The sequence below is a fragment of the Blautia sp. NSJ-175 genome (genome assembly GCF_022867815.1).
Taxonomy (GTDB): domain Bacteria; phylum Bacillota; class Clostridia; order Lachnospirales; family Lachnospiraceae; genus Blautia; species Blautia celeris.
Window position 1 is genome coordinate 319,665 of the sequence record NZ_JALIFQ010000006.1, and the last position, 26,153, is coordinate 345,817.

Consider the following 26,153-nt stretch of genomic DNA (forward strand, 5'->3'; position numbering starts at 1 on the left):
GAGGTTTATGTATGAAGAAAAAAGGTCTTGGGGGATGGGTAACTGGGGCATTGATGATTGCAGGCATCTGCTATGCGGCGTCTTATTCGCTGCCCTATATCAAAGGGATTTTTTACGATCCCATGATGAAGGCAACCGGTGCTACAAACACACAGCTTGGACTGATCATGTCAGTGTATGGATTTGGAAATGTGATATTTAACCTCATAGGAGGCTTTGTCACAGATAAACTGGATTATAAAAAATGTATTATTGTATCGCTGCTTGGAACCACGGCTCTCAGTGTATGGCTGGCATTGGCACCGTCAGTGATCAATATGTATATTATATGGGGATTGTTTGGTGTTACTACATTTTTTGTGTTTAACCCATCTATTTTCAAACTGCCCCGTATGATAGTGCCGGAGCATCTGGTTGGTGAATCGGTTGGCATGTTTTCTTTTGCACAGTCAATCGGCTATATGGTAATCAACTTTACTTCTTTATATGTATATAATCTCGCAGAAAAATCTGTGGGACAGGTCCCTGCATTTTCAACAGTTGTGTGGGTTTATGCGGGATTTACATTTGTATCCGCCCTGGGATGTATTTTCATATTCAGGAAGGTAGAGGATGTGAATACGGAGGGAGATGAGAATGAGAAGTTTACTTTCTCCCAGCTGGCATTGGTTATGAAGGAGCCGGGGCTTTGGATGATGATCATATGCGGGTTCTGTATGTTTTCAACAATGGCGACCACGTCTTATTTTGTACCGTATTTTAACGATGTGTTTGGCGTTGCGGTGACATTTTCCGGAGTGCTGGGAGTGCTGAATCTATACGGAGGAAGGTTGTTCAGCCCTATTCTGGGCAAGATTGCAACGAAGACGAAATATGTCTCCAGAATGGTAATATTCGGAACTTCCGCGCTGATTGTATTTCTTATATGTATTCTTCTTTTTTCTGCAAAAGTTCCGTTGGGGGTTCTGGTGGCAGTGTCTCTTATTACCGGAATCGTGTGTACCTTATTTACCAATATTTGTCTGGCACTGCCTCCGGAAACAAATGTTGCCAGACAGGCCAGCGGTACGGCAATGGGTTTATACGCGGCTCTTGCTTACTCGCCGGATTTGTTCCAGCATTCCCTGTTTGGGTTCTGGCTGGATCACTATGGAAACAGAGGATATGTGTTTATGTTTATATATACTATCATTCTGCTGGCTGTCGGAGGAACAAGTGCGGCTGTACTTTACAGAAGGAGTAAGAAGGCACGGTTATTTGAGGAAAACTGAATAAAATATTGTTGAGGAGTCAGGATTGGAACACAGAGCGTCATTTGGAAAGAGAAAATGGCGCTCTTTTTTTGTTGACTCAGTATAAAGGAGCTTGTAAATAGATGGAAAAATAGGTATACTACATACGGGCAGAGCCGTCTCTGCCACATATCGCGCCATATACGTGTTTTAGTTTTAAAATAAAAGGAGTGTGCCAATATGCCAGTATTTGATTTCAGCAACAGTTCAGACGACAAAAAGAGTAATGAGTTCCATTGTACATACACGGTATTTCGTTCCAATGAGAACGCTGCTTCACCCCAAAAGCCCATCCTGCTTCTGGACAATCATAAACGGGAATGGAAACATCATTCCTGTGGTGTCTTTGCAGATCAGGATAAGCAGACGGTATTTGAGTTCAAAGAGGAGGACGGTACGGTACCGGCAGATATTCTCAAAGTAGACGCCCGCTTTGTAAGCCTCCTTCACTGGCTGGGTGAGAACCGCATTAATGTGCGCCTGTCCGGCAAGAACATGGAAGACGGGTATGCAGTCTACAAGATTCGGGAAATTGCTTTCGGAGGAGGGACAAAGCTCTCCGCAGAGGATGGATTTCTTCAGTTCATGATTGAAAGATTACTGGCAGGCAGTGCACCTGCAGAGGAGATTGAGGACGAGGACCAGGAGGAGACCGGTGACAGCATGAAGCTCACCAGCCTGCAGAGCATAACGGATTTTATGACCTGTGCGGGTAAGACTCTGCCTGATAATATACGCCTCTGGGCCAGAAGAAACCTTGCTGTCGCACGCTCCCATGAAGTCTCCCCGGAGGAGCGCAGACATGCGCAGCGTGCACTTTCCATTATGATGAATATTCAATGGAAAAACAATTATTTTGAAGCCATTGACCCTCAGGAAGCGCGCAGAATTCTGGATGAAGAGCTCTACGGCATGGAAAGGGTGAAGCAGCGGATCATGGAAACGATCATACAGATCAACCGCACACATACCCTCCCTGCATACGGCATTCTGCTGGTGGGCCCTGCGGGCACGGGAAAATCCCAGATCGCCTATGCGGTTGCCCGCATTTTAAAACTGCCGTGGACCACCTTGGATATGAGTTCCATCAACGACCCGGAACAGCTCACCGGAAGCTCCCGTATCTATGCAAATGCAAAACCGGGAATCATTATGGAGGCATTTTCCATGGCGGGAGAATCCAATCTTGTCTTTATTATCAACGAGCTGGATAAAGCATCTTCCGGAAAGGGGAATGGAAATCCGGCGGATGTGCTTCTGACCCTTCTCGACAATCTGGGCTTTACAGACAACTATATTGAGTGTATGGTCCCTACAGTCGGCGTGTATCCCATCGCTACAGCCAATGATAAGGAGCAGATCAGCGCGCCGCTCATGTCAAGGTTTGCTGTCATTGATATTCCGGATTACACGGCGGAGGAAAAGAAGATCATATTTTCAAAATTTGCCCTGCCAAAAGTCCTGAAACGTATGGGCCTGCAGGAAAAGGAATGCGTTGTGACTGCAGAGGCGGTTGACGCAGTCATAGAAAAATATGCAGACACAACAGGTATCCGCGACCTGGAACAGGCAGCAGAGCACATGGCGGCCAATGCGCTGTATCAGATAGAAGTGGACCGTGTGGCAAAAGTAGTTTTTGATGGGGAGATGGTGAGACATCTGCTGGCATAATAAAGTTTTGCTTAAAAGCGAACAGAAGGGTACCATGTATTTCATATCTTATGCCGGTGATATCTGTTATGAATTAATACGCTTTAAAAGCGCTTGCTGGAATGGTGAACACCCGTAAGGAAGTAATTTAATCATGTTGCAAGACGGCATAGCTTAGGCTATGCCGTCTTGCCTTTTCTCTGCCGTTCAATCGTCTGCTTATCCTCGTCCTGTTTCAGTTCCCCGATGAAGTTCCAAACAATCTCCACCTTTTGGCGGCGGTGCCCACTGGATTTATCGGGAGCATGGACGATGATTTTCTTCACAAACTCGTTGACGATGGTGAGCGTCAATTCTCGTATTCCCACATACTTGCGTATAACGGCGGCGAAGTTGTCAAAGTCGGCTTTGTCCTGTTCGTAGCTGTTGACCGCCGCTTGCTCGGACTTTACAAACTCTGTCAGTTCTTTCTGCTCCGCCTCATACTCGAAGGATAGTTTCCAAAACCGTTCGTGAGTGATTGGCTATGGAGTTACTCTCTCCGTCCAAAGCGTCCTCTTGGCTTAAATGGGCATATAAAGCTGTAATATTGTCGGGATAATTTGTCGTTGTCATGTGTTCATTCCTCCTGTAATGAACGCCCGACAACCAGGTTGCTACCGTTATTATATCGGACTTTCTTTTCCCTGTCAGTAGGCGATGTGACGGTTTCCGATTTTATGAGCCGTTCCATTTTGTCATAGAGCAGTTCATCGCCGCCGCAAACCGTAGATATTTCATAGAACGTACCGCCAATTTTGTGTGTAACCGTTTTATTCAGCGGATTGCCCCGTTTTGGTAATAAATCACTGTTCTTATCTTTCATATTCCGTTCCGTTTCTTTCCCGTCCTTTGTAGTTTGGTAAGGGTGAGAAGTATCGCAGCAAGCATAGGAAAAGGGTACCCTTTTCCGAAAAATGCTCCGCATTTTGCTTGTTGGGATATTCCCCAACCCCTTCAATACCCTCTCCACCGTAAAATGAAAAATGCCAAAGTTTTTGAGGATATTGAGAAATATTTTTCTCTTTCTCTCTACCACGATTGAACATCTGCTTTGCCAAAGATTTGAGAAAGATTATTTCTTTCCTTACTACCTACAACACCACACTTTGTGTTTTTGCCAAAGCTTGAGGCGAAAAAAGCAAAAAAATATTCGCCTGCTCAAGATGAGTAGGCGAACAGGGCGGTTGTGGTGGAAATGTTCATAGAGGTATGGTAAAATATATCATAAACAGAGCGACAAACGGGAATTTGCGGAAGTACGATGATGGATGGAAAATGATGAGAATACAAGGTGTTCTTGATTTTTCTCTCATAGGTATATTGTCAAAAATTTCAGCTGTATTGGCAGATAATAAGATTGGTATTTTTGCTGTTTCTACTTTTAATACGGATTATATTCTCGTTAAAGAAGAAAACTATGATAAATCATTGAAGGTACTTGGAGATGCAGGCGATACCATTGTGTAATGATGCAAATTCCGAGTTGTCGGGATGAAAAAATATGAATTTAGCAAGGAGGTTTCTTTATGAAAGTTATAGTTATAGGAGCATCAGGGCATATTGGAACTTATTTGATTCCAATGCTGGTGAATGCTGGGTACGATACGGTTGCCATCACACGAAAAATGACACCACCATATGAGGATGCACCTGCGTGGCATACGGTTAAGCGTGAACAGATGGATAGAGAAAATGATGTTGATTTTATTCAGAATCTGAAGTCAATGGAACCAGACATCATTGTTGACTTGGTGAACTTTAACATTAAGGAGACAAGAAAAATAGTCGAAGGATTTAAGAATACAAAGCTGTCTCACTATCTATATTGTTCGTCTTGCTGGGCGCATGGAATGGCTGAGACGATACCTTTTGACCCTGATGATTTGCGAAAGGAACCATTGGATGATTATGGGAAAGATAAGTTTGCCAGTGAGATGTACCTAAAAGAACAATATCGGCAGAATGGTTTCCCGTCAACAGTTATCATGCCAGGACAAATATCGGGACCTGGCTGGGCAATTATCAATCCATGGGGAAATACCTCAATGAAGGTGTTTCAGGACATTGCAGACGGTAAGGAAATTGCACTCCCCAATTTCGGGCAAGAAATCCTTCATCATGTACATGGTTACGATGTTGCTCAAGTATTCTATAAAGCAATAACGCACAGAAATCAAGCACTTGGAGAATCCTTCGATGCAGATGCAGCAACTCATATCACGCTTTATGGCTTTGCAAAGCATCTATATGAATACTTTGGGCATGAAGCGAAAATCAAGTTTCTTCCGTGGTCAGAGTGGTGTCAGTATGAGGGTAGTCCAGAAGAGTGCGACCACACATACTATCACATTGTAAGAAGCGGTGTGTTCAGCATTGAAAAGGCGAGAACTCTTTTGGAGTATCAGCCTAAATACACTTGTATTGAAACAATTGATTTGGCAGTCAAGAGCTACATTGACAGAGGACTTATAAAAGTCGATTAAATTCCGATTTGGCGAGATGCAATTGGAACAAGGAAAGGGGCAAGACTTTATGAAAATGTCAACAGAAAAAATTGATACGATAATGTTTGCCCCTTGCGGTATGAACTGTAAGGTATGTTATAAGCATTGCTTTCATAAAAAACCATGTGCTGGATGTTTGAAAAGCGACCAAGGAAAACCAGAACATTGTCGTAAATGCAAGTTAAAAGAATGTATTAAGGATAAAAGATTGACCTATTGCTTTGAATGTTCTGATTATCCATGCAAACTGATAAAAAATCTCGAAAAAAGCTATAACCAAAGGTATCAGGCAAGCCTTATGGAGAACAGTGAATATGTACAACAAAAGGGATTAGAAGCATTTATGGAACAGCAGAAAGAGAAATATACCTGTTCAAAATGTGGGGGAATTATATCAATCCACGATAGAGAATGTAGCGAGTGCCAAGAAAAAATGAAATAGCAGATTTCCGATTTGTCGGAGAGATAGCAGAGCCATTCAGCATTGTCAACGATAAAATAAACGGCTGTCGCCGTCGTTGGCAATACTGCCTGTCCCTGCTTTACAGGTAATCAAGAGGGCGAAAGCAACAAGTGCTTTCGCCCTCAAAATATCATGGGTTTATGTTACGAAGCAGACGCAAAAAAGCCTTGCTTTATGCGGCTTTGCTGGCGCAGAAATGAGGCGGTAAGGGTTTTTATACTCCCACCCCCGAAAACGACGTTCTATTGCGTAACATTCGCCCTTTTAGCACAAGCATATAAAGACAGAAAGAACGGGCAAGAAGCTGTTGACTCCTTGCCCGTTCCTCGTTGCAACTCTGTTTGTCAGCCGTTAAGTTGGTTTTGTGTGGTACTTCCTTATCAGCTTTATCCTAAAGTGCAGGCGCTTTTTTAAAAAAAGAGAGCTGACACAAATCCGTCAGATGTTAATTTTGTTTTACTCGTCAATTCTTTACCTAAACTCTTTTTAAAAACCTCCTCGTAAAAAAGACAATCCACAAAAAGCAGGTCAGCAGACCAAACACAAAGGAAAAGAGACTTGCCCCGTCCAGCAGCAATTTTCCAATCCAGAAAGACGGAAGAAATGCCATTATGAAATGATACGGAGCAGGTATGAACCATATTAAAATAAGCCCTGCAAAGCTGATCCCCATCAGTTTTGAAAGCGCAAGACCTTCAACGCGGTTTCCGGCAATGGAGACCACCATCATGGCTAAAAAGATACCGGTAAAACTGCTGATAACCGAACTCGACAGAAGGACTTTAACAGAAAAGGATGAAAGTTTGAACACTGCAGCAACTGCCATGGTAATAAAAAACGCCCATATCATGGGAAGTCCGATACGTGCAAATAAATAGGAACAGCCCTCTGCAGGCGTAATCTGATAAAAGGCACTTAACCCCTCATCTCTCTCTTCTAAAAGCAAAAATGCAGATATCATTGCGACAAACATAGGTGTCAGACAAATCAGCATACCGTCCACCAGACCATACCAGGGCGTGATGGAAAAGGCGAATTTTTTAATCAGTATGGTATTGATATATGGAATAGCAAACTTAAAAAATATTCCGGCTAAAAACGGTGCCGGAATCAGAACGAGCAGCATGCCGTCTTTTGCTATCTGTCTTAATCCGATTTTAAAAAGTTTTCCTGTATGTTTCATGTGCCTCCGCCTCCTTCTGATTCCAAAGCAGCTCCAATCCGTTTGTCAGCCAAAAACAATGCGATGCCAAGCCAGATAAGAAGATTCATCCACATCCGGCCATGGATACTCCGGGAGCCGTGGACAGAAAGGTTGATCAAATGCCACAGTGCCGTTCCCGGAAAAATCTCTAAGAGCGGATGCGTGATTCCAAACGCTGTGAGGACCGGCGGCATTGACAGCAAAACAGCAGGAAGCAAAACGATGATCATATAATGATTGACTGAACGGGCAAAGGATGCCGCCATCAATCCCATGAGATTAAAGACAACTGCGCCAAGGAACACACTGAAGGATAAGAGCACAAGATTCACCCCGGTTCTCATGGCAGACAGAACGATCAGGTCAGCCGATACCGTTGACAGAACTGCCAGAGATACGGATTTGGACCACACATATTCCACAGGCCGAAGAGGGGAAACACTCCAGAAACCATGCAGGCCTTCCCCTTTTTCAAGCAGCCAGATCCCGCCCATAAAGAAAAGGCCGAGCATTGAGGGGTCTGTTAAAATGATGAGGGATGCGGTTATACTTTTATATTCCCGGGGGGTGATCAAAAGCACAGCAATGTACACAGCGCTGAAAAAGGCATATAGAAAATAAAAACCATATTTTATCTGAAAACGAATATCGTTTTTTAAGGCATTTAAGAGTCTCATTGCAGCCCCCTTCCGGTCAACGCAATAAATATATCCTCAAGTGTTTGTTCTTTTGAATGAATACTTGTCAGGCTGCCTTTTTTCAGCGCCGACTGGAAATCCTGGGAATGGGCAAGACCGGAGAGTGTACAGATATTTCTTATCTCTTTTTCGTTTTCCGAAAAACTGTATTCCACTTCTGTATCGGCACCGCTTTTCCGCAGAGCATGGGGAGAGTCAATTGCTTTAATGGTTCCGTCAACGATAAAGGCGACACGGTCACACAGCTCCTCTGCATCGTGCATGTTATGGGTGGTGAGAATGATGGTTTTTCCCATTTTTTTCTGCTCTAAGATCATGTCTTTCAGTATTCTGGCGTTTGCCGGGTCAAGACCGCTGGTAGGCTCATCCAGGAAAAGGAGTTTCGGCTCATGAAGCAGGGAGCGCACAAAACTAAGCCGCATTTTCATGCCTTTAGAATAATCCGCTACCTTTTTATCCGCGTCATGGCGAAGACCCACCTTTTCTAAAAGCCCCATCGGGTCCAGGGGCTTGCGGGAATAGAGGGACGCGAAATATTTTAAATTTTCGGCAGCAGTGAATTTACTGTAAAAATTGGGGAACTCAAAATCCACACCGATATTTTCATAATAATCACTTGTTCTGTTCTTCATCTCTGTATCAAAAACACGAACATTTCCGCGATAATTTCTAAGAGTCCCCGTTAAGATTTTCTGCATGGTACTTTTTCCTGCGCCGGACGGACCGAGAAAGCCAAATATCTCGCCTTGCTGAACAGCAAAACTGATTCCGCGAATGGTATCTGATTTCGCAGATGGATATTTTAGAAAGACATTTTGAACATCAATCACCTTCATCACTTATCATCTCCTTTAACACACCGTCCAGAATAAGTTCCATGATCGTCTGTTGATCAGCAGCGTTTTCCTGCTGCAGATTCAGGAAACTGATGGCAAGTGTCTGCAGTGTTTTTGTCGCTATCTCAATGCCGCATTTGAACTGAACACCATATTCCTGAAGCTTGATAAGTTCATGTCCGTCATCCTTTGTATGTGCTTCGATCACTTCAGGGGGCAGTTTGCGGTATAAATAATCAGCCGTTTCACTGTTGGCTTGTTTCAGCATGGGATACCGCTGTAATTCTTTGAACATCCAAAGAAAACACTGTTTGCAGAGCTCCCTTGGCGGTAATGAACGGTTTTCATTTAAAAACGCATCCATTTCCCGCCACATTTTAAACTGCAGATTTCCGGCAATGTCCATGTAAAGGTGTTCTTTATTGGAATAAAAAGAGTAAAAGGAACCTTTGGCAATACCGGCAGCCTGTACGATCTCGTCAATGGTCACCTTTTTTATTCCATATGAAGTAAACAGCCGTTCTCCTTCCTGCATCAATTTCTGCTTTATGATTTCTTTTTCCGCGTCACTGAACTTTGGCATAGATTTATCCTCCAATCTATATGACTAAATAATATGTTTTAGTCATATAGATTATATTCCATTTATTTGGCTTTGTCAATGGAAGAGTTGGAAAATCCCGAGGCAGCCAGTACGACATGGAATCGAGTGTCCCATGTCTGTACATTGTGAAGCCTGTTGCCGGACAAGGGACAGTAACCCAGGGGTGTAAAATACGCCTGAATCGGCAGAAAAGAAATGACTTTCCTATATGTCTGTGATAAGATATGGCTGATAGATATGGAATTTGTATAAAAAACGCAGGGATAAGCTGATTTATATTTTAGGGGGATGATGCACATGGTATTACTGGTGATTGATACGCAGAAGCTTATTACAAACACGGATTTATATCACTATGATATATTTGTATCTAATGTAAAAAAACTGATAAAAACGGCAAGAGAGACGCATACGGAAATCATATATGTCCGCCATGACGATGGGGCCGGCCGGGCATTGACAAGGGGAACGGAGGGTTTTGAAATATATGAAGAATTTAAGCCGTGTAAGAATGAGAAGATTTTTGACAAAACCGTAAACAGCCCTTTTAAAGAGACCGGGCTTCTGAAATATCTAAACGAAAAGCAGGTTGGGCAAATGATCGTGGTGGGGCTGCAGACGGAGTATTGCATAGACGCTGCTGTCAAATGCGGTTTTGAACACGGATTTGAAATTATCGTACCAAAAGAGTCCAATTCTACGTTTGACAATGCCTATATGTCTGCAGAAGAGACGTATAAATATTACAATGATTTTATTTGGAACAAAAGATACGCAAGCTGCATTACGGTGCAGGAAACCATGGAAAGAATGTGCCGATAAAATGCAGGCCCTGATAATGGTTAGAAATAGAAAGTGAACAGGTATATGTCAAAGAGGCATATGCCTTTTTTTCTGTAAAAAAATGTGAGTAAATGCCCGTTTCCTTATAAAATCCTTAAAATTGCCTGCTATCATAACATCAGTAAAGAAAAAGGAGGCAAATTATATGAAACAGAGTATAGAAAAATCGGCGGCTAAATGTCAAAGGGAGGAGCGTATGACATCCGAGTATATCATAAAAACCCAAAATGTTTCTAAAAAGTTCAAAAAGACATATGCAGTAAAAGATTTGTCACTGTCTGTGAGGAGAAATACAGTCTACGGCTTATTAGGGCCTAATGGTGCCGGCAAATCCACCCTGCTGAAGATGATCACAGGGATTATAAGACCGACTTCGGGTGAAATACAATTCTGCGGTCACCCCTGGAAACGGAAGGATTTATCGGTTATCGGTTCCCTGATCGAATCCCCTCCGCTGTATGAGAATCTAACGGCATTTGAGAATTTAAAAGTGCGGGCTGCCCTGATGGGAATCGGGAAAAACAGATGTTATGAGGTACTGCAGAAAATGGATTTGGCAGATGCTGAGAATAAGAAGACATCGGAGTTTTCACTGGGAATGAAACAGAGATTAGGGATAGCCCTGGCACTTCTGAATGATCCTCAGCTGCTGATCCTGGATGAGCCAACTAACGGGCTTGATCCTTTTGGCATTGAGGAACTGAGAAAGATGATCCGGACATTCACGGAGTCGGGGATATCTGTCATTGTATCCAGCCATATTTTAAGCGAAGTACAGCAGGTTGCTGATGACATAGGGATCATATACAATGGCTCCCTTCTGTATGAGGATAAGATTGACGCGAATGAGGATCTGGAACAGTTATTTATGGATATTATCAGAAAGGAGCGTGCGTCCTGATGTTACAAATTTATTTAAAAGCAGAAAACATGAAATATAAACGTTCCCTGTTTCAGAAACTTGCGATTGTGATTCCGGTGGTCCTGATTTTGACCTCCATGGTATTTATGTATATCGGTATGGGGTTGGGAGGTTTTTCAAGTGTCATGGTCTGCAATTGGTCCATGCCGATTGCGGCATTGTCCGTTGTGTTTATGTGCCATTTGGTAAACAATAAGGAAAAGAAGCACCAATACCGTACTTTATACAGCCTGCCCATTGACCTGAAGAAGACATTTGTGTCTAAAACAATCTTGATTGCAGGAAATCTTTTGGTCATATCATTGGTGCTGGCGATTGTCACGATTATCTGCGAATGCATTTTGTCCGGTTTTGTAAACGCGGTTCGTCTTGCAGGGTATCATATCCTGGGTTACTGCCTATTATGGGTATCTCTCTTATGGCAGATTCCGTTCTGTTTATTTTTGGAACAAAAAACGGGATTTGTCGCTTCGATGATCATCAATCTGTTTGCCAGTGCAGCAAGCGGGCTGTTTCTCTACCTGACACCTTTGTTTTGGATCTTTCCATACAGTTGGCCGGCCAGATTTATGGTTACGGTCTTTGGCGTATTGACAAACGGATTGTTGGCTGAACCGGAATCAAGATTGATTTTAAATAGGGGAGAAAGTTTATTGCTGGTGCTGCTGAGCCTGTTTGCTGCCTTCGCTCTTACGGCTTTCTATTCCCGCTGGTATGAAAGGCAGGTGTATCGGAAATGACGGTCACAAGGGAGTTCCTTTCCAATTTTACAAAAATCAAACGGACTCCAATGCTGTTGCTGCATTTGCTGACACCCATTGTGATCACAGCCTTATTTTTGCTTTACTACGGTTCTGCCGGATACCGTATCATTCCCGATGTGCGTTCGTTCTTCCTTTTGCTGCAGATAGGGTGCCCCATTTTTGCAAGCATGGCTGTGTCGATTTTCATTCATTTAGACAGGAATATAAACGGGCTTCAAAATGCGCTGGGACTGGTGGAGTCCCGAAAATGTGTGTATCTGGGGAAATTGTTCTTTCTGCTGTTCCTTTCGGCTGTAAATGTGATACTATATGAGGTGTGTTTTTATATTGGAGTCAATTGGTTTTTAAATAGCAGCATAATACATTTTGATTTTTATCTTGCGGTTTTTTGTATATTTTTATTCTGCAATCTGTTTTTATACCTGCTGCACATGGCAGCTGCTTTTCGGTTTGGGTCCAGCGTTTCTGTTTTATTGGGAGTATCCGGAACCATTTTAGCAGGTATCTTTGAGAATCCCATGGGTGATAAAATCTGGACCGCTATTCCGTGGGAATGGGGAGTTCGATTTTTAAAAGAATGTATGAATGTATCAGGCATACCCGTTTTTTTCGAGGTGGTTTTGCCTATCATTATAACTTTAGCGGTTCTGGTTCTAACCACCCTCTGGTTTGACAGATGGGAAGGGAAAGTGACACAGGAGTAAAGTAATGAGGAAAAATGAATGAAACTTATTATATGAGGAGAGTAATTATGCCGAAATTGTTAGTGGTCGATGATGACCCCGATATGCTGGATCTGGTGCGTGCTGCCCTGGAAAGGGATGGACATCAGGTTGACACGGAGACAGATGCCGCTGCTGTACAGCCTGCCAGATGCCGTATGTACGACCTTTTGCTGCTCGATGTAATGATGCCCGGGGAGGATGGCTTTTCCCTTTGCAGCCGTATCCGGGCAGAGGTGGACTGCCCCATACTGTTTCTGACGGCAAGAGCCGAAGACGCTGCTCTGATACAGGGCTTTGGACTTGGCGCTGATGATTATATTAAAAAACCTTTCCGCATAGCAGAGCTATGTGCGCGGGTAAATGCCCATCTGAGACGGGAACTGCGCCAGCCAACCCACACCCTGAGACGAGGCGGTGTGCGTTTTGATATGCAGGCTAAGGCAGCCATGGCGGGTGAGCACACACTGCCTTTGACCAAGAGCGAATATGCCATCTGTGAGTATCTGGCACTGCATGCCGGACAGGTGTTTACCAAAGAACAATTATATGAAGCAGTTTTCGGTTTTGATGCGGAGGGGGATGCGTCGGCTGTTGCAGAGCATATCAAAAATATCCGTGCCAAGCTGAAAACGGCCGGCCTTAGTCCGATTGAAACTGTTTGGGGGGTGGGGTATAAATGGCAAAAAGACAGCGTTCTGTAAGCCTTTCCTTTGTGCTTTTACGTTTTGCCATAGTCATGCTTGGCTGCACACTGTTGTGCAGTATGATATGGTTTTCCGGTTTGTCACGGTTTCAAAATACCGGTATTGTTTATCGGGGAATCGTTCCCAGCCAGCAGGTGGAAAAAATGCTTGCCGGTAAGCCGGAGACCTTTCATTCTCCCGGTGAAGATTTTCTGGCAGAGTACGTTTTATTTGGAAAAAACGGTGAAGTGCTGGAATGTAATGTAAAAGGAAAAAAGCTGAAAGCTTTAAACGATCTTCTGCAGGAGGAATCTCAAGAGGCCGATACTTTGCGGTATACCTATGCGGATGGGAGTACGGCGATTTTTCACTGGTATTACAGAGCAGAGTTTGCTGATCCTGTGCTGCGTAACCGGCTGCCGCCCTTTGAATACCTGTGGATTGCTACATTTTTCGCGGCAGTGGCGTTCTGCGTACTGGGTAATACCTTGTGGCTTCGCCGGCGCCTGGCTGCCAGGTTAAAGCTGTTCAGTGAGGTAAGTGAGAAGGTAGGAGCCCAGGAACTGGATTTTGTGATTCCACATGCCGGAATCCGTGAGTATGACCAGGCGCTTGATGCTATGGAGCATATGCGGGAGGCACTGTACAGTTCCCTGTCCTCCCAGTGGGCGGCACAGCAGGAACGGGAGGCAGAGATCGCAGCGCTGGCCCATGATCTGAAAACCCCGCTCACTCTTGTGGGAGGCAATGCAGAACTTCTGCTGGAGGAAGAGCTTTCTGAGAACAGCCGCAAAATGGTGGAAAAGATCCTGTCCGGCAATGAACGGGCAAAACAGTATGTGGCCAGCCTGCTGGAAACCGCAGCCGGCACGGAAGAGACATTTGCATATACCAGCCTGCCTGCTGTGTTCGAGGAACTCTGCCGGAATACAACAGGGATTGCGGAAACAAAGGGAGTCCGCCTGCAAGCCCAAAACGGCCTGGAGGGTGGTGCGGAGATTCAGAAAGAGCATTTGCTGCGTGCCCTTGGCAATGTGGTACAAAATGCCATAGAACATACACCGGCTGGAAAGAATGTATATTTGGAAGGCAGTATGACGGACAACGGATGGCAGATTGTTGTGCGTGATGAGGGAGAGGGGTTCAGCAAGGCTGCGCTGCGTCATGCAACCGAGCGCTTATGGCGCGGAGATGCGGCACGCGGGGCGGATGGACACAATGGCCTTGGACTTTGGTTTGCGGCAGAAGTGGCAAAAACGCATGCAGCACAGTTGGAACTGCGCAACTGCAAGACAGGCGGGATGGTTATATTCAGCTTCAGATAAGCCGGCAGGAAATTATTTCAAATGCAGATCACCCCACTGTTTTATCACTTCCAGAACCGACATGAAACTTTCGCCTAAGTCCGTCAGCGTATACTCTACGTGGGGAGGAACCTCTTTAAAATCGTACCTGTTAATAAAGCCGTCAGCCTCTAATTCCCTGAGCTGTTTGGTCAGTGACGATTCTGTTATTTCACCTATATGACGACGTAACGCACCAAATCTGCGGACATTCTGCAGGCCGATATAATAAAGGATTTCGATTTTCCATTTGCCGCTCAGTATTTTTTGAACGGTTGATATGGTTAGGCATTTCTGTATGGATTGTTCTGTTTTTTTCATATTTGTTCTGCTCCTTTTCTGTATTATATAAGATGGATATGTAAAAATCAATGTACAGTATTTAGACAGGGTACTACAAAAAAGTACAGTACTTTTAATCCTCGTGTACAATGATATAATCTGTGTAGAATATAGGAAAGGAGACAAGAGATGCATTATACAGGAACAGTATGGAGGCCGCCATATGAGGCATCTTCATTACTTATAGAGGTCACAGCCGGGTGTACACATCACAAATGTAAATTCTGCACGTTATATGACGATTTACCCTTCAAATTCAGAATGACGCCGCCGGAGGATATGGAAGCCGATCTAAAAGAAGCAAAGGAGCAATTTCGCTTATGGAATTATAATAGGGCAGCACGTGTTTTCCTTGTGGGGGCCAATCCGTTTGTCTTAAGTGCGGCCCGGTTATTGGAAACGGCGGCTCTTATCTGCAAATATTTTCCGGATAATAAAAGTATTGGCTGTTTTTCAAGAATTACGGATATTACTTTGAAAACAGACGGGGAGCTGGCGGAATTACAGAGAGCAGGTTATGATGGGCTGACCATAGGTATTGAAACAGGGGATAATGAGGCGCTGAGGTTCATGAATAAAGGTTATGAAGCGCAGGATATTCTCACACAGTGCAGGCGTTTGGATAAGGCGGGTATCAGCTACAATTTCTTTTATCTCACCGGTATTTCGGGTGCAGGAAAAGGAGAAAAAGGAGCATATGATACTGCAGCTATATGCAATCAGTTACAGCCAAAGGTCATAGGGGCGAACATGCTTACGATTTATAAAAACGCAGAGCTTTATCAGGAGATTCAAAACGGGAATTGGCAGGAAGAAACAGAAATTGAAAAATATAAGGAACTGAGAACGCTTGTGGAGCATTTAAATATTCCTGTATGGTTTGCTGCGGGCGGGGCGTCAAATGCAATCCCAATTCAGGGGTATCTGCCGCGGGACAGGAAAAAGGTATTGTCTGTTCTCGAGGAAATCATACAAAATGTGAAGGAAGAAGAATTAAGGGATTACCGAAAAAATCTCCGCCATTTATGACAGCAATAAAAGTAATTTAAGGAAGTGATTTTATGCATTTTACAGGCAGAACGTGGCGGCCGCCATATGAAGCCGATTCATTTATTATACAGGCAGCTTCCGGCTGTACATATCATAAATGCCGGTTCTGCAGTCTTTATAAGGAGGAATGTTTTCGTATGGCACCTTTGCGTGAGTGGGAGGAAGATTTAAAAGAATTGAGTTCTTATCAGCCCACTGCCAGAAGAATTTTCTGGACAGGTGCCAATCCGTTTGTTATGAGTTTTGACAATCTGAAGACAAGAGCGCTGCTGGTACATGAGTATTTAAAAGAATGTCAGACGATGGCCATGTTTGCAAATATAAGGGACATAAAGGATAAGAAAGTGAAGCAGTTAAGGGCACTGAGAAGGCTGGGAATCAATGGTCTTAGTATCGGAACAGAATCAGGTGATAATGCTACACTGCGGTTAGCCAATAAGGGGTATACGGCAAAAGATATTATTGACCAGTGCCGCAAATTAGATGAAGCCGGAATAGAATACTATTTTGTTTACATGACCGGACTGGCCGGTAAAGGAAATGGCCATCGAAATGCGGTAAACAGCGCAAAAGTTTTCAGCAAGGTAAATCCCCGCTTCATTTCTGTAGATTCCCTGACGCTCTTTGAGGGAACCGAGTTATATGAAATGGCCGAGAGGGGAGAATTTGTGCCTGCCGGTGAAAAGGAACGCTTGGAAGAACTGCAGATCTTTATTCGGAATTTGCAGATCAGAGTGCATTTGTTCGCCAATAGTGTATCAAATTTTTATCCGACTGCTGCTTATCTGCCCAGGGACAGAGAACAGGTGATTGGGGAACTGCAGCATGTTCTTGATACTGTGGGGGAAGAGGAAATGCAGAGGTATAGAAAGAATTTAAAGTCATTGGGATAGGAAAGAAAGCGTATCTGTGATAAAATATGGACAGCAGATAAACGGTATTTATGCAGGAGCAGGAGAAGATATGGTAGAAAATGTTTTGCGGGAAGTTGTTTCCGAATTAAGCGGACTGCCTTTTGTGGAAGGGATTGTTTTGGGCGGTTCAAGGGCGACGGGTATGGCGACAGAAAGTTCGGATATTGATGTGGGGATATATTATGACAGTCATTTGATCGATTTTAGACAGCTCAATCTGATTGCGAAGAAGTTGGATGATGAAAGGCGGGAAAACCTTATATGCAGCGAAGGAGAGTGGGGAAACTGGGTTAACTGCGGAGGGTGGCTGACCGTACAGGGATATGATGTGGATCTGATTCTGCGTGATATAAAACGTGTAGAGGCGTGTGTTGAACAGACAGATGCAGGGGATATATCCATGCATTATCAGACAGGACATCCGCATGCGTATTTTAATGTGATGTACCGCGGGGAACTGGCATCATCAAAGGTGTTGTATGGAAATGAAAAATTAAAACGATTGAAAGAAAGAGCGGAATGTTATCCGGAAAAATTGAAGTCAGCACTCCTGTCCTTTTTTATGTTTGAAGCAAAATTCTCGTGTACACTGGCAAAGAATTATATGAATAAAGAGGATATATATTACGGGATTGGTCATATGTTCCGTTCCGTTTCTGCTCTGAATCAGGTGATCTTCGCGTTGAATGAGATTTATTGTTTGAATGAAAAGAAAGCTCTGAAGCGTATCAAAAATTTTCCGGTTTCTCCATATAATTACAGTGAGCGAGCAAATCAGGCTTTGATGCTGAATGAAGAAAATATGATGGAACATATTGAGATGATAGAGCAATTGTGCTGTGAGGCGGAAGATTTGCTTAATCAGCAGATTCGGGCTTATTGATAAATGAAAAAAGGTATTGCAAAAGTAATCTGATTAAAATTTTTTGGAGAAATGACATGGGATATCAAACGTTCCATGTCATTTCTGCGTTTATGACGGGTATATGTGAAAATGGCATGTGCCTGAGTCGGACAGTTCCTTTTGGCCTTTTCTTATATCGCGTTTTATGATTTGCATAGAGCGCACAGGTTCCTCCCACAGAGGACTGTGGGCAGAGTTCTTAAATGTATAAAAAGCCTTTAGCGGGGCTTTCATTGTTTCGTAATAGTTTTTCTGTAAAGAGTAACAACAGGTATAATCGTATATGCCGCCAAAGAAATAAATGGGAATTTCAAGATAGGGAACTTCAGCATAGGCATTAAACTCCATACGGTCAGATCCAACCGAAGAAGCTGCTGTAAACTTCTTTCCGCGCCAGATATTGAGTCTTTCAAGAGGCGTATAAACTTTGCACCGAAGGCTGGGTAAGAAAATGCCTGTGATAACAGATTTCATAGTGTGCATGGTCCCCACACCAAGATTGTGCATGGCATGATCCCGCAGTGGTGACAGGCAATACTCTTTATATGCCATTTCAGAGAATGCGATTTGATATTTTTCAAAGGCTTTTACCATTCTGCCATGGTTCATCTGACGGTATTGTTCAAGCATAAATTGATATGCAGTAATCTCAGATTCCGATTGATTAACTATTTGGGACATGGCAATATAAGCATGATAAAATTCAGGATGTCTAAATGCTGCCTGAATCCCGATGCAGGTGCCAAAGGAGTGGCCCATGAGATAGATCTTCTCTTGAGAAAACCTGTTTCTTAGATATTTGGTTACAGCGGCAGCGTCAGACAGATAGCATTCGGTTGTCAGGGAATCAACATTGATATGAGAATTATAAGAAATGGATGTACCACGATAGTCCAGGTAACACACAGTAAATATATCAGCCAGTTTTGAGGGATTTTGGTATTCCAGAAGATATTCCGGTATACCGGGGCCACCTCCGAGAAAGAGTAAAACGGGATTTGACCTGCTTTTTCCGGTTATGAGCAGTCCGATTTTTGCTCCGTCTACATCAATATAAGTTTTTTCTGATATGCTGTCAGGGAGAATCTTACCGTTATTATCATAGAATAACGGCATTTTTCCCGGACCGGGCGGAAATATAGCCCAGACTGCTATGACAATGCATATGATCATAATCCATATTGCCATTTTTCGCCCTCCTATTTGCTGTTTTTTATGAAATAAATATTGTTTATTCTAAAATACTGAACTATAGTTCAGATTAATTATATCTTGTTTGTAAGCAGATGTCAATATATTCTGAATTTTAGTTCACTTTTTTCTTTCTTACTGGTATACTAATGATATTCTATATTTTCGACGGGAGGGAAGAAAATGGGCACAGAGCGTAAGAAACAGCAGCGGGCTATTGAGAGCAGGAAAAAACTTTTGGATTCTGCTTATGCGCTTTTTGCGGAAAAGGGGTATTACAATACCAATACGAAAGAAATCGTCCGTTTTGCCGGTATTTCTATTGGTAATTTCTATAATTATTATCGGGATAAAGGTGATATTTACTGCGCTTTATTAGAGGATTACTGCAGCAACTCATGTAAGGCGATGAAGGAATTGCTGGACCAACTGGCAACATTTGAAGACAGAGCTGCTTGTAAGGAATTTCTGCTGAAGGATTTAAATTCGTTGCTGGAACGTTTTGATGGTACCAATAGGTTTTTTGAAGATTCTGTTATTATCGCGAAAGAGAACACAAGGGTACAGAAGATTATATCCAGGGCAGAGGAAGATTTCATTGCCATGGTGGAAATGTTTTTGAAGAGGCGTTATCCGGAAGTGCGGGAAGATTTCTATATCAGAGCCAGGATGATATATATCATTACAGACAGAATAGCGAATGATATTTCATGTATCGGAAATGTACAGCAAAAGAGAAAATATATGGATTTGTTTGCAGAGGAAATTCTTCGTTATACTTTTGATCTGCAGGTGTCAAACCAGGATTTTCAGGAGCAGACGGATATAGGAAAAGCATGATAATTGAAAATTGCAATTTACAATTCTTTGATTGTGTTTATCTGCGCAAGATGTTAAAATACGAATAATGACTTATGGATCATACAAAAATGGGGGTAGATCAATGCCTGTAAGTTACAATAAATTATGGAAAATCCTTGAAGAACGTAAAATGCTGAAAACAGATTTGATCAAAGCTGCAGGAATCAGTACCAATGCAATGGCGAAACTTGGGAAAGATGAAGATGTTCGTGTGGGCGTATTGATCAAGATATGCAAGACCCTGGATTGTAAATTAGATGATATTATGGACATTATTTGAAGGAAGATGAGTATGTTTAAAATTACGGAAGGCGACTTTAAAAACCAGATATACGGAGAGGAAAGTTATCTGTCAAATTGGCCGATGCTCTATATACTGGATAATGGAAAGCAAGCTTATATTGGAGAATCTAATCATGTAAAAAACCGTATGTCTCAGCATCATAATTCTTTAGATAAGAAGATTTTTGATAAGGTGCATTTTATTTATTCTTCAAAATTTAATCAGTCGGTTACATTTGATTATGAGTCAAAACTCATTCAGTATATTGCGGCAGATGAGCTTTACGAGGTTCGCAACAAAAATGCCGGAATGGCTGAAAAAGAATATTATGGCAAAAAAGAGTATGATGAAAAGTTTCAGGTCCTTTGGAGAAGATTACAGCGTGAAAAAATAGTAAAGCATTCTCTGGAAGAACTGGAGAATTCTGATTTATTTAAATATTCACCATATAAGGAACTGAACGGTGATCAAAGAACCGCTGTAGAAGAGATAATCGGTTCCTTAAAGCAAGATGGGAAGCAGACAATTGTAGTAAACGGCTGGCCGGGAAGCGGAAAGACGATCGTTGCTATCTTTTTACTCAAGTATTTACGGGACAGTGAAGAGTTTAAGGATAAAAAGATTGGCTTTGTTGTTCCGCAGACATCTCTCAGAAAGACACTGAAAGGTATTTTCAAGAGCATTTACGGTCTTAGATCATCAGATGTATTATCGCCATCGGATGTGACTAAACAGTTTTATGATATTTTGCTTGTAGATGAAGCGCACCGACTGCATCAGTATAAAAATATTTCATATATGGGCGCTTTTAAGAAAAACTGTGAAAAAATCGGATTGACAATTGAAAGTGATGAATTAGATTGGATCTTACATCAATGCAAATGCCCGGTACTTTTCTATGATGAAATGCAGGTAGTCGGCCCATCCGGAATCGATGTGAGAAGATTTCATAAGAAGATGGAAATCGAACAGACGAAGCGTATGATATCCTACTATAATTTGTTGACACAGATGCGGGTAAATGGCGGCAATGATTATATTGCATATGTAAAAAATATTTTATCAGGCAATGTCAGAGAAAAGAAAACATTTGATAAGTATGAATTTAAACTGATGACGGATTTTAAGGCATTTAATCAACTGATGTACCAAAAGGAGGAAGAAGTACAGCTTGTAAGAATGGCAGCCGGATATGCCTGGGAATGGATCAGTAAGAATGACAAAACAGTTTATGATATTGAAATTCAGGGTATAAAGAAACAATGGAACCATTGTACAGAGGGATGGGTTCATTCAAGCGAAGCGATTAACGAGGTGGGATGTATTCACTCAACACAAGGTTATGATCTGAATTATGCCTTTATCATTCTTGGCGAAGAAATCGGCTATGATCCGGTTAGCAAAAGTATCATAATCCGGCCACAAAACTATTATGATCAAAATGGTAAAAAGACTGTAGAATATGAGGAGCTTAAGGAATACATACAGCACATATATTATGTCCTTATGACCAGAGGAATCCGAGGCTCTTATTTATATGTATGTGATCAGGAATTACGAAAATATATTTCTCAGTATGTTGATACAGTATAATTTGAAAAGAGGTATGGCAAAATGACTCAGGATACGATAAACGAAGTGTTAAAATTCCGAGATGACAGAGATTGGAAACAATTCCATAACCCTAAGGATCTGGCAATTTCAATCAGTCTGGAAGCTGCTGAACTATTGGAGGTGTTCCAGTGGAGTGCCGAAGATGTGGTGTGCACAGATAAGATTGATAAGATCAGAGAAGAACTTGCTGATGTAGTGAATTACTGCATCCTCATGGCAGATGCCTGCGGATTGGATTTGGATGAGATTGTTCGTGAAAAAGTGAAATTGAATAATGAGAAATATCCGGTGGAAAAGGCGTTTGGGAGTAAGGAAAAGTATACGGAATTAAAAGATAAATGATTTTGTGAAAGAAATTGGATGTTGGGAGGAAGGGAGTATCTCTATAACAATACTCTGATGAATTTCAGGTAAAATATAAGCATAAGGATGGGTTAGATGGAACAAGAAAAATTATTAGAGTTACGTTCTGGGTTAGAAACAGCATTTGTAGATGGACTGTCTGCGTCAAATCTGGCATATCGTCCAGAGTTTGTGTCGAATGATTACAGACAAGGTAAACGCGTTATTTCATCTATTGAACAGGAACTTTTGAACTGTGATGAGTTTTGTATTTGTGTTGCATTTATTACTTTGGGTGGTATTACTCCTTTATTACAGACGTTTCAAGCATTGGAGAGAAAAGGCATTAGAGGGAAAATTCTTACGACAGACTACTTGGTATTTAATGATCCAGCAGCGTTGGATAAATTAAACTCTCTGACAAATATAGAGCTGAAAATGTATTGTACCAATGAAGATAAAGATGGATTTCATACGAAGGGCTATATTTTCAAAAATGAAGAAATATATCGAATAATTGTTGGAAGTGCTAATATGACTGCTGGCGCTTTGAAGGTAAATCGTGAGTGGAATACAAAACTTGTGGGGTATGAATCTGGAGAGGTTGTCAGTGATATTCTAAGAGAATTTCAAGCCTTGTGGGTGGATAAACATAGTTTAGTTTATGAGGATTTCATTGAAAATTATCGTGTAAGATATGAAGTCATAAAGAAGCAGAAGAAAATAGCAAGAGAAAAAAGTCTGGTATCTTTTGAACAGTATAAATTGCAGCCGAATACTATGCAGGTTGCATTTGTGAAAAATATAAAGGAATTAATTCAGAAACGGGAGCAAAAGGCACTATTAATTTCAGCTACGGGAACTGGTAAGACTTATGCTTCGGCCTTTGCATTGCGTGAAATGAACCCGGAAAAGATTTTATTTTTAGTACATAGGGAGCAGATTGCAAAACAGGCTTTGGTTAGTTATAAGAAGGTTTTTGGCAGTAAACGTGCAGATGGATCAATCTATAAATATGCTCTTCTTTCCGGGAATACTTCCAAAGATATAGATAGTATAAAGGGAGCTGATCTAATATTTGCAACTATGCAGATGATGAGCAAAGATAATATTTTAAGAATGTTTGCTCCGGATACATTTTCTGTAATCTGTCTGGACGAGGCACATCATTCCGGTGCGGACAGTTATCAAAGGATTATGAATTATTTTCAACCGAATTTCTGGTTAGGAATGACAGCGAGTCCGGAAACGAATCGTTTTGATGTTTATGAAATATTTGATCATAATATAGCATATGAAATACGATTGCAGCAGGCATTGGAAGAGGACTTACTTTGCCCATTTCATTATTTTGGTATCACTGATTTGAGCATAGATGGAGAAATTATCGGTGATGATGATCAAGCAGAGGGATTTCGCAATTTTAATCGTCTGACAAGTGATGATAGAGTAAATTATGTAATTGAACAGGCAAAATATTATGGTTATAGTGGAGATCGTGTAAAAGGTCTGATTTTTTGCAGTAGAAAAGAAGAGGCAAAGAAGTTATCTGAAAAATTTAATGAGCGGGGATATCGGACAGCAGCACTGACTGGAGAGGACAATGACACCAGAAGAGAAGAGGTTATTGAGCGCTTGGTAATGGATGTCCCAAAAGAAAAGATGGAGGATACAGATTATCTGGATTACATTTTTACCGTTGATATTTTTTCTGAAGGTGTTGATATTCCGGAAGTGAATCAGGTTATTATGTTGCGGCCTACACAATCGGCGATTGTTTTCGTACAGCAATTAGGACGAGGGCTCAGAAAAGCCCAAAATAAAGAATTTGTTGTTATACTGGACTTTATCGGAAATTACAAAAAAAATTTCCTGATTCCGATTGCACTTTCAGGCGATCGAAGTTATAACAAAGATAATATTCGGCGATATGTTATGGAAGGTGACCGTGTGATTCCTGGCATATCAACTATACATTTTGATGAGATCAGTCGTAATCGAATTTTCGCAGCTATCGATGCTGCAAACTTCAGCGACATAAAGCTTATAAAAGAAAATTATACAAATTTAAAATATAAACTGGGAAGAATCCCAAAACTAAAGGATTTTGATGAATATGGAGAAATGGATGTATGCCGTATTTTCGATAATAGCAGTCTTGGATCATATTACAAATTTCTTGTAAAATACGAAAAGGAATATACAGTCCGTCTGTCTGAAAAAGAGGAAAAAGTTGTTGAATTTATTTCCAAGAAATTGGCTTCCGGTAAGCGAATCCATGAACTTGAAATGCTGAATCGTTTATTGACATATCATCATGGAATTTTAAGTGTTTTGAAAAAAAGCCTTCAGGAAAATTATAATATTGCATTGAATGAAAATGCTCAAACAAATATTGTAAATGTTATGACCAATGAATTCCCTTCTGGTTCTGGAAAGAAGACATACGATTCCTGTATTTTAATTGAGCAAGAGGGAGATGAATATGGGATTTCCAAAGGCTTTGAGGTAATGCTGAAAAATCAGGAGTTTTACGCAATTATAAAAGAATTGGTTGAATTCGGTATATCAAGATATAAAACAAATTTCAGCAAGAGGTATCAGGATACAGATTTTGTTTTATATCAAAAATATACTTATGAGGATGCGTGTCGTCTTCTCAATTGGGAAAATAGTGAAGTGCCTTTGAATATCGGAGGATACAAGTACGATAAAAAGACAAAAACTTTCCCAGTGTTTATTAATTATGACAAGTCTGATGATATTAGTGATACGACAAAGTATGAGGATCATTTTGTGAATGAAAATACTTTAATTGCTATTTCAAAATCAGGAAGGTCACTAGAGTCAGAAGATGTTCAAAATTTTCTACACGCTAGAGAAAGAGGAATAGATGTTCAGCTATTTGTACGCAAGAATAAGGATGACAAAATTTCCAAGGAATTTTATTATCTCGGACGAATGACCGCATCTGGAAAGGTAGAAGAATTTTGTATGCCTAATACGACAAAAACGGCTGTTGAAATTGAATGGGTGTTGGATACCCCTGTACGGGAAGATATTTATCAATATATAATAGGCTAAGAGATATATACTGAAAGGAAGAAAGCATGAAAACAGTAAAAGTGGTTGCGGCAATCATACGAAATAATAACAAAATATTTGCAACTCAGCGAGGCTATGGTGAATTTAAAGATGGTTGGGAGTTTCCAGGAGGCAAGGTGGAAGCCGGAGAAACATCAGAGTGTGCGTTGATTAGAGAAATTCAGGAGGAACTTGACACAAAGATTTCCGTAGGAGATAAATTGGATTGTATTGAATACGATTATCCTGAATTTCATCTATCCATGGAATGTTTTTGGGCTGAGATTATTTCCGGCGATTTGGTTTTAAAAGAACATGAAGCTGCAAAATGGCTTTCAAAAGATGAATTGGATAGTGTGGAATGGTTGCCGGCGGATTTGGAATTGATTGAAAAGATTAAAGTAGTGATGTAACAGATTGGCAGGTGAATAGTTATATATATGCACAGAGTATGAAATTGTGTATAAGACGTAAGCGCTTAAATCTTGGGTAGCTTTACCATTTACGTTTTTGAACTCATAATGATAGTAAATAGATTTTTACTACAAACCGCTTGATAGGAAATAGAAATTCACTACATTTGGAGGTTTCATTATGAGTAATAAACGTGCTCCCGGACGATCCCTGGACGAATGGATGGATCTGGTAACCGAATGCAGGAAAAGGCATGGTGTAATGAACACGGAATCTCTCCCAGTTGTATTTACAATACAGTTACCCGTCTCCGTAAAAAAAACTGCCAGATACCGGATCCAGTCGGAAAAGCCAGCATTCTTGATCTTACATCCCACAAACAGGATGTGGTCCAGATCGCTATAGAACCGGAGTCTTCCCCGGCAGAACTGACTCCGGATAATGGAAGCGGCTCTGTGCACCTTGCTACGAAAATAAAACACGTAGCAAAAAACTGAACCTTGACAACAAATGTTTTCAACAATTATGAAAGCATCACTATAAAGCAGTCACAGTATTGGCTGCCTGTAGTGAGAGATTGA

At 41.6% G+C, this 26,153-nt stretch carries 28 protein-coding genes and 1 pseudogene; 21 read left to right on the forward strand and 8 right to left on the reverse strand.

Features of this window, described 5'->3' with window-relative positions; genetic code table 11:
- Positions 1-11: 11 nt before the first annotated feature.
- Positions 12-1,271 carry an MFS transporter gene (locus tag MUB35_RS12320; protein ID WP_033140473.1) on the forward strand — a complete coding sequence of 420 codons (1,260 nt, stop codon included), beginning with the start codon at positions 12-14 and terminating at the stop codon, positions 1,269-1,271.
- 201 nt (positions 1,272-1,472) lie between these two features.
- Positions 1,473-2,963, forward strand: coding sequence for an AAA family ATPase (locus tag MUB35_RS12325; RefSeq protein WP_033140472.1), 1,491 nt, complete (start codon positions 1,473-1,475; stop codon positions 2,961-2,963).
- Positions 2,964-3,121: 158 nt separating this feature from the next.
- Here MUB35_RS12325 and MUB35_RS12330 read toward each other — a convergent pair whose 3' ends face one another.
- The gene (locus MUB35_RS12330; protein ID WP_331477488.1) at positions 3,122-3,463 is read right to left on the reverse strand and encodes a DUF4368 domain-containing protein; all 342 of its coding nucleotides are present in this window, start codon (positions 3,461-3,463) and stop codon (positions 3,122-3,124) included.
- Between the two features lie 98 nt (positions 3,464-3,561).
- Positions 3,562-3,807 carry a hypothetical protein gene (locus MUB35_RS12335; RefSeq protein ID WP_244806287.1) on the reverse strand — a complete coding sequence of 82 codons (246 nt, stop codon included), beginning with the start codon at positions 3,805-3,807 and terminating at the stop codon, positions 3,562-3,564.
- A gap of 431 nt (positions 3,808-4,238) precedes the next feature.
- Between MUB35_RS12335 and MUB35_RS12340 the strand changes: the two are divergent.
- From MUB35_RS12340 to MUB35_RS12350, 3 genes and pseudogenes are all read left to right on the forward strand, one after another.
- Positions 4,239-4,451: pseudogene (locus tag MUB35_RS12340) on the forward strand (ACT domain-containing protein); the annotation flags it as partial.
- A 59-nt stretch (positions 4,452-4,510) separates the two neighbouring features.
- Positions 4,511-5,467 (forward strand): NAD-dependent epimerase/dehydratase family protein, encoded by a 957-nt coding sequence (locus tag MUB35_RS12345; RefSeq protein WP_081960229.1) that lies wholly within the window; start codon positions 4,511-4,513, stop codon positions 5,465-5,467.
- A 49-nt stretch (positions 5,468-5,516) separates the two neighbouring features.
- Positions 5,517-5,930, forward strand: coding sequence for a DUF3795 domain-containing protein (locus tag MUB35_RS12350; protein ID WP_244806288.1), 414 nt, complete (start codon positions 5,517-5,519; stop codon positions 5,928-5,930).
- 496 nt (positions 5,931-6,426) lie between these two features.
- On the opposite strand, the gene MUB35_RS12355 is transcribed toward MUB35_RS12350, so the two are convergent.
- Genes MUB35_RS12355 through MUB35_RS12370 form a run of 4 tightly spaced genes read right to left on the reverse strand, consistent with a single transcriptional unit; the run spans position 6,427 to position 9,272 of the window.
- The gene (locus MUB35_RS12355; protein WP_244806289.1) at positions 6,427-7,134 is read right to left on the reverse strand and encodes a hypothetical protein; all 708 of its coding nucleotides are present in this window, start codon (positions 7,132-7,134) and stop codon (positions 6,427-6,429) included.
- Positions 7,131-7,832, reverse strand: a complete 702-nt coding sequence (locus MUB35_RS12360; RefSeq protein ID WP_244806290.1) for a fluoroquinolone export ABC transporter permease subunit — start codon at positions 7,830-7,832, stop codon at positions 7,131-7,133. The genes MUB35_RS12355 and MUB35_RS12360 overlap by 4 nt, the downstream gene beginning before the upstream one ends.
- Positions 7,829-8,683, reverse strand: a complete 855-nt coding sequence (locus MUB35_RS12365) for an ABC transporter ATP-binding protein (protein WP_334303728.1) — start codon at positions 8,681-8,683, stop codon at positions 7,829-7,831. Before MUB35_RS12365 ends, MUB35_RS12360 begins: the two co-directional genes overlap by 4 nt.
- Positions 8,676-9,272 carry a TetR/AcrR family transcriptional regulator gene (locus MUB35_RS12370; protein WP_033140467.1) on the reverse strand — a complete coding sequence of 199 codons (597 nt, stop codon included), beginning with the start codon at positions 9,270-9,272 and terminating at the stop codon, positions 8,676-8,678. The genes MUB35_RS12365 and MUB35_RS12370 overlap by 8 nt, the downstream gene beginning before the upstream one ends.
- 318 nt (positions 9,273-9,590) lie before the next feature.
- Here MUB35_RS12370 and MUB35_RS12375 point away from each other — a divergent pair, with 318 nt between their 5' ends.
- The 6 genes from MUB35_RS12375 to MUB35_RS12400 all read left to right on the forward strand — a co-directional run bounded on the left by MUB35_RS12375 (position 9,591) and on the right by MUB35_RS12400 (position 14,555).
- Positions 9,591-10,115 carry a cysteine hydrolase family protein gene (locus tag MUB35_RS12375; protein ID WP_054351134.1) on the forward strand — a complete coding sequence of 175 codons (525 nt, stop codon included), beginning with the start codon at positions 9,591-9,593 and terminating at the stop codon, positions 10,113-10,115.
- A gap of 217 nt (positions 10,116-10,332) precedes the next feature.
- Positions 10,333-11,037 (forward strand): lantibiotic protection ABC transporter ATP-binding protein, encoded by a 705-nt coding sequence (locus tag MUB35_RS12380; protein WP_244806308.1) that lies wholly within the window; start codon positions 10,333-10,335, stop codon positions 11,035-11,037.
- Positions 11,037-11,798 (forward strand): lantibiotic immunity ABC transporter MutE/EpiE family permease subunit, encoded by a 762-nt coding sequence (locus MUB35_RS12385; RefSeq protein WP_255785701.1) that lies wholly within the window; start codon positions 11,037-11,039, stop codon positions 11,796-11,798. The genes MUB35_RS12380 and MUB35_RS12385 overlap by 1 nt, the downstream gene beginning before the upstream one ends.
- A complete protein-coding gene (locus tag MUB35_RS12390; RefSeq protein ID WP_244806293.1) occupies positions 11,795-12,526 on the forward strand; it encodes a lantibiotic immunity ABC transporter MutG family permease subunit in 732 nt (243 codons plus the stop codon). The genes MUB35_RS12385 and MUB35_RS12390 overlap by 4 nt, the downstream gene beginning before the upstream one ends.
- A 47-nt stretch (positions 12,527-12,573) precedes the next feature.
- On the forward strand, positions 12,574-13,248 hold the full coding sequence (locus MUB35_RS12395) for a response regulator transcription factor (protein WP_244806294.1): 675 nt from the start codon (positions 12,574-12,576) through the stop codon (positions 13,246-13,248).
- Entirely contained in the window at positions 13,224-14,555 is a 1,332-nt protein-coding gene (locus MUB35_RS12400; protein ID WP_244806295.1) for a sensor histidine kinase, read from the forward strand. Before MUB35_RS12395 ends, MUB35_RS12400 begins: the two co-directional genes overlap by 25 nt.
- Positions 14,556-14,567: 12 nt before the next feature.
- Here MUB35_RS12400 and MUB35_RS12405 read toward each other — a convergent pair whose 3' ends face one another.
- Entirely contained in the window at positions 14,568-14,894 is a 327-nt protein-coding gene (locus MUB35_RS12405) for a winged helix-turn-helix transcriptional regulator (RefSeq protein ID WP_227243363.1), read from the reverse strand.
- A 150-nt stretch (positions 14,895-15,044) separates the two neighbouring features.
- On the opposite strand from MUB35_RS12405, the gene MUB35_RS12410 reads away from it, so the two are divergent.
- The 3 genes from MUB35_RS12410 to MUB35_RS12420 are packed head-to-tail and all read left to right on the forward strand — an operon-like array spanning position 15,045 to position 17,762.
- A complete protein-coding gene (locus MUB35_RS12410) occupies positions 15,045-15,944 on the forward strand; it encodes a radical SAM protein (RefSeq protein WP_244806296.1) in 900 nt (299 codons plus the stop codon).
- Between the two features lie 32 nt (positions 15,945-15,976).
- Positions 15,977-16,858: a radical SAM protein gene (locus MUB35_RS12415; RefSeq protein WP_244806297.1), complete on the forward strand. Its 882-nt coding sequence runs from the start codon at positions 15,977-15,979 to the stop codon at positions 16,856-16,858.
- Between the two features lie 16 nt (positions 16,859-16,874).
- The gene (locus MUB35_RS12420; protein ID WP_442863163.1) at positions 16,875-17,762 is read left to right on the forward strand and encodes a nucleotidyltransferase domain-containing protein; all 888 of its coding nucleotides are present in this window, start codon (positions 16,875-16,877) and stop codon (positions 17,760-17,762) included.
- Positions 17,763-17,852: 90 nt separating this feature from the next.
- On the opposite strand, the gene MUB35_RS12425 is transcribed toward MUB35_RS12420, so the two are convergent.
- A complete protein-coding gene (locus MUB35_RS12425; RefSeq protein WP_244806298.1) occupies positions 17,853-18,971 on the reverse strand; it encodes an alpha/beta hydrolase in 1,119 nt (372 codons plus the stop codon).
- Between the two features lie 186 nt (positions 18,972-19,157).
- Here MUB35_RS12425 and MUB35_RS12430 point away from each other — a divergent pair, with 186 nt between their 5' ends.
- The 7 genes from MUB35_RS12430 (at position 19,158) to MUB35_RS12460 (ending at position 26,069) form a co-directional block, all read left to right on the forward strand.
- Positions 19,158-19,814: a TetR/AcrR family transcriptional regulator gene (locus MUB35_RS12430; RefSeq protein WP_244806299.1), complete on the forward strand. Its 657-nt coding sequence runs from the start codon at positions 19,158-19,160 to the stop codon at positions 19,812-19,814.
- A 103-nt stretch (positions 19,815-19,917) separates the two neighbouring features.
- The gene (locus MUB35_RS12435) at positions 19,918-20,115 is read left to right on the forward strand and encodes a helix-turn-helix domain-containing protein (RefSeq protein ID WP_033140458.1); all 198 of its coding nucleotides are present in this window, start codon (positions 19,918-19,920) and stop codon (positions 20,113-20,115) included.
- A 12-nt stretch (positions 20,116-20,127) separates the two neighbouring features.
- On the forward strand, positions 20,128-21,711 hold the full coding sequence (locus MUB35_RS12440; protein ID WP_103733102.1) for a DNA/RNA helicase domain-containing protein: 1,584 nt from the start codon (positions 20,128-20,130) through the stop codon (positions 21,709-21,711).
- Between the two features lie 21 nt (positions 21,712-21,732).
- The gene (locus MUB35_RS12445) at positions 21,733-22,074 is read left to right on the forward strand and encodes a nucleotide pyrophosphohydrolase (protein ID WP_033140456.1); all 342 of its coding nucleotides are present in this window, start codon (positions 21,733-21,735) and stop codon (positions 22,072-22,074) included.
- Between the two features lie 96 nt (positions 22,075-22,170).
- Complete coding sequence (locus MUB35_RS12450) at positions 22,171-25,158, forward strand: DEAD/DEAH box helicase (protein ID WP_244806300.1); 2,988 nt, start codon at positions 22,171-22,173, stop codon at positions 25,156-25,158.
- 26 nt (positions 25,159-25,184) lie between these two features.
- A complete protein-coding gene (locus tag MUB35_RS12455; protein WP_244806301.1) occupies positions 25,185-25,571 on the forward strand; it encodes a (deoxy)nucleoside triphosphate pyrophosphohydrolase in 387 nt (128 codons plus the stop codon).
- Positions 25,572-25,790: 219 nt separating this feature from the next.
- Positions 25,791-26,069: a hypothetical protein gene (locus MUB35_RS12460; RefSeq protein ID WP_244806302.1), complete on the forward strand. Its 279-nt coding sequence runs from the start codon at positions 25,791-25,793 to the stop codon at positions 26,067-26,069.
- The last annotated feature ends 84 nt before the right edge of the window (positions 26,070-26,153 follow it).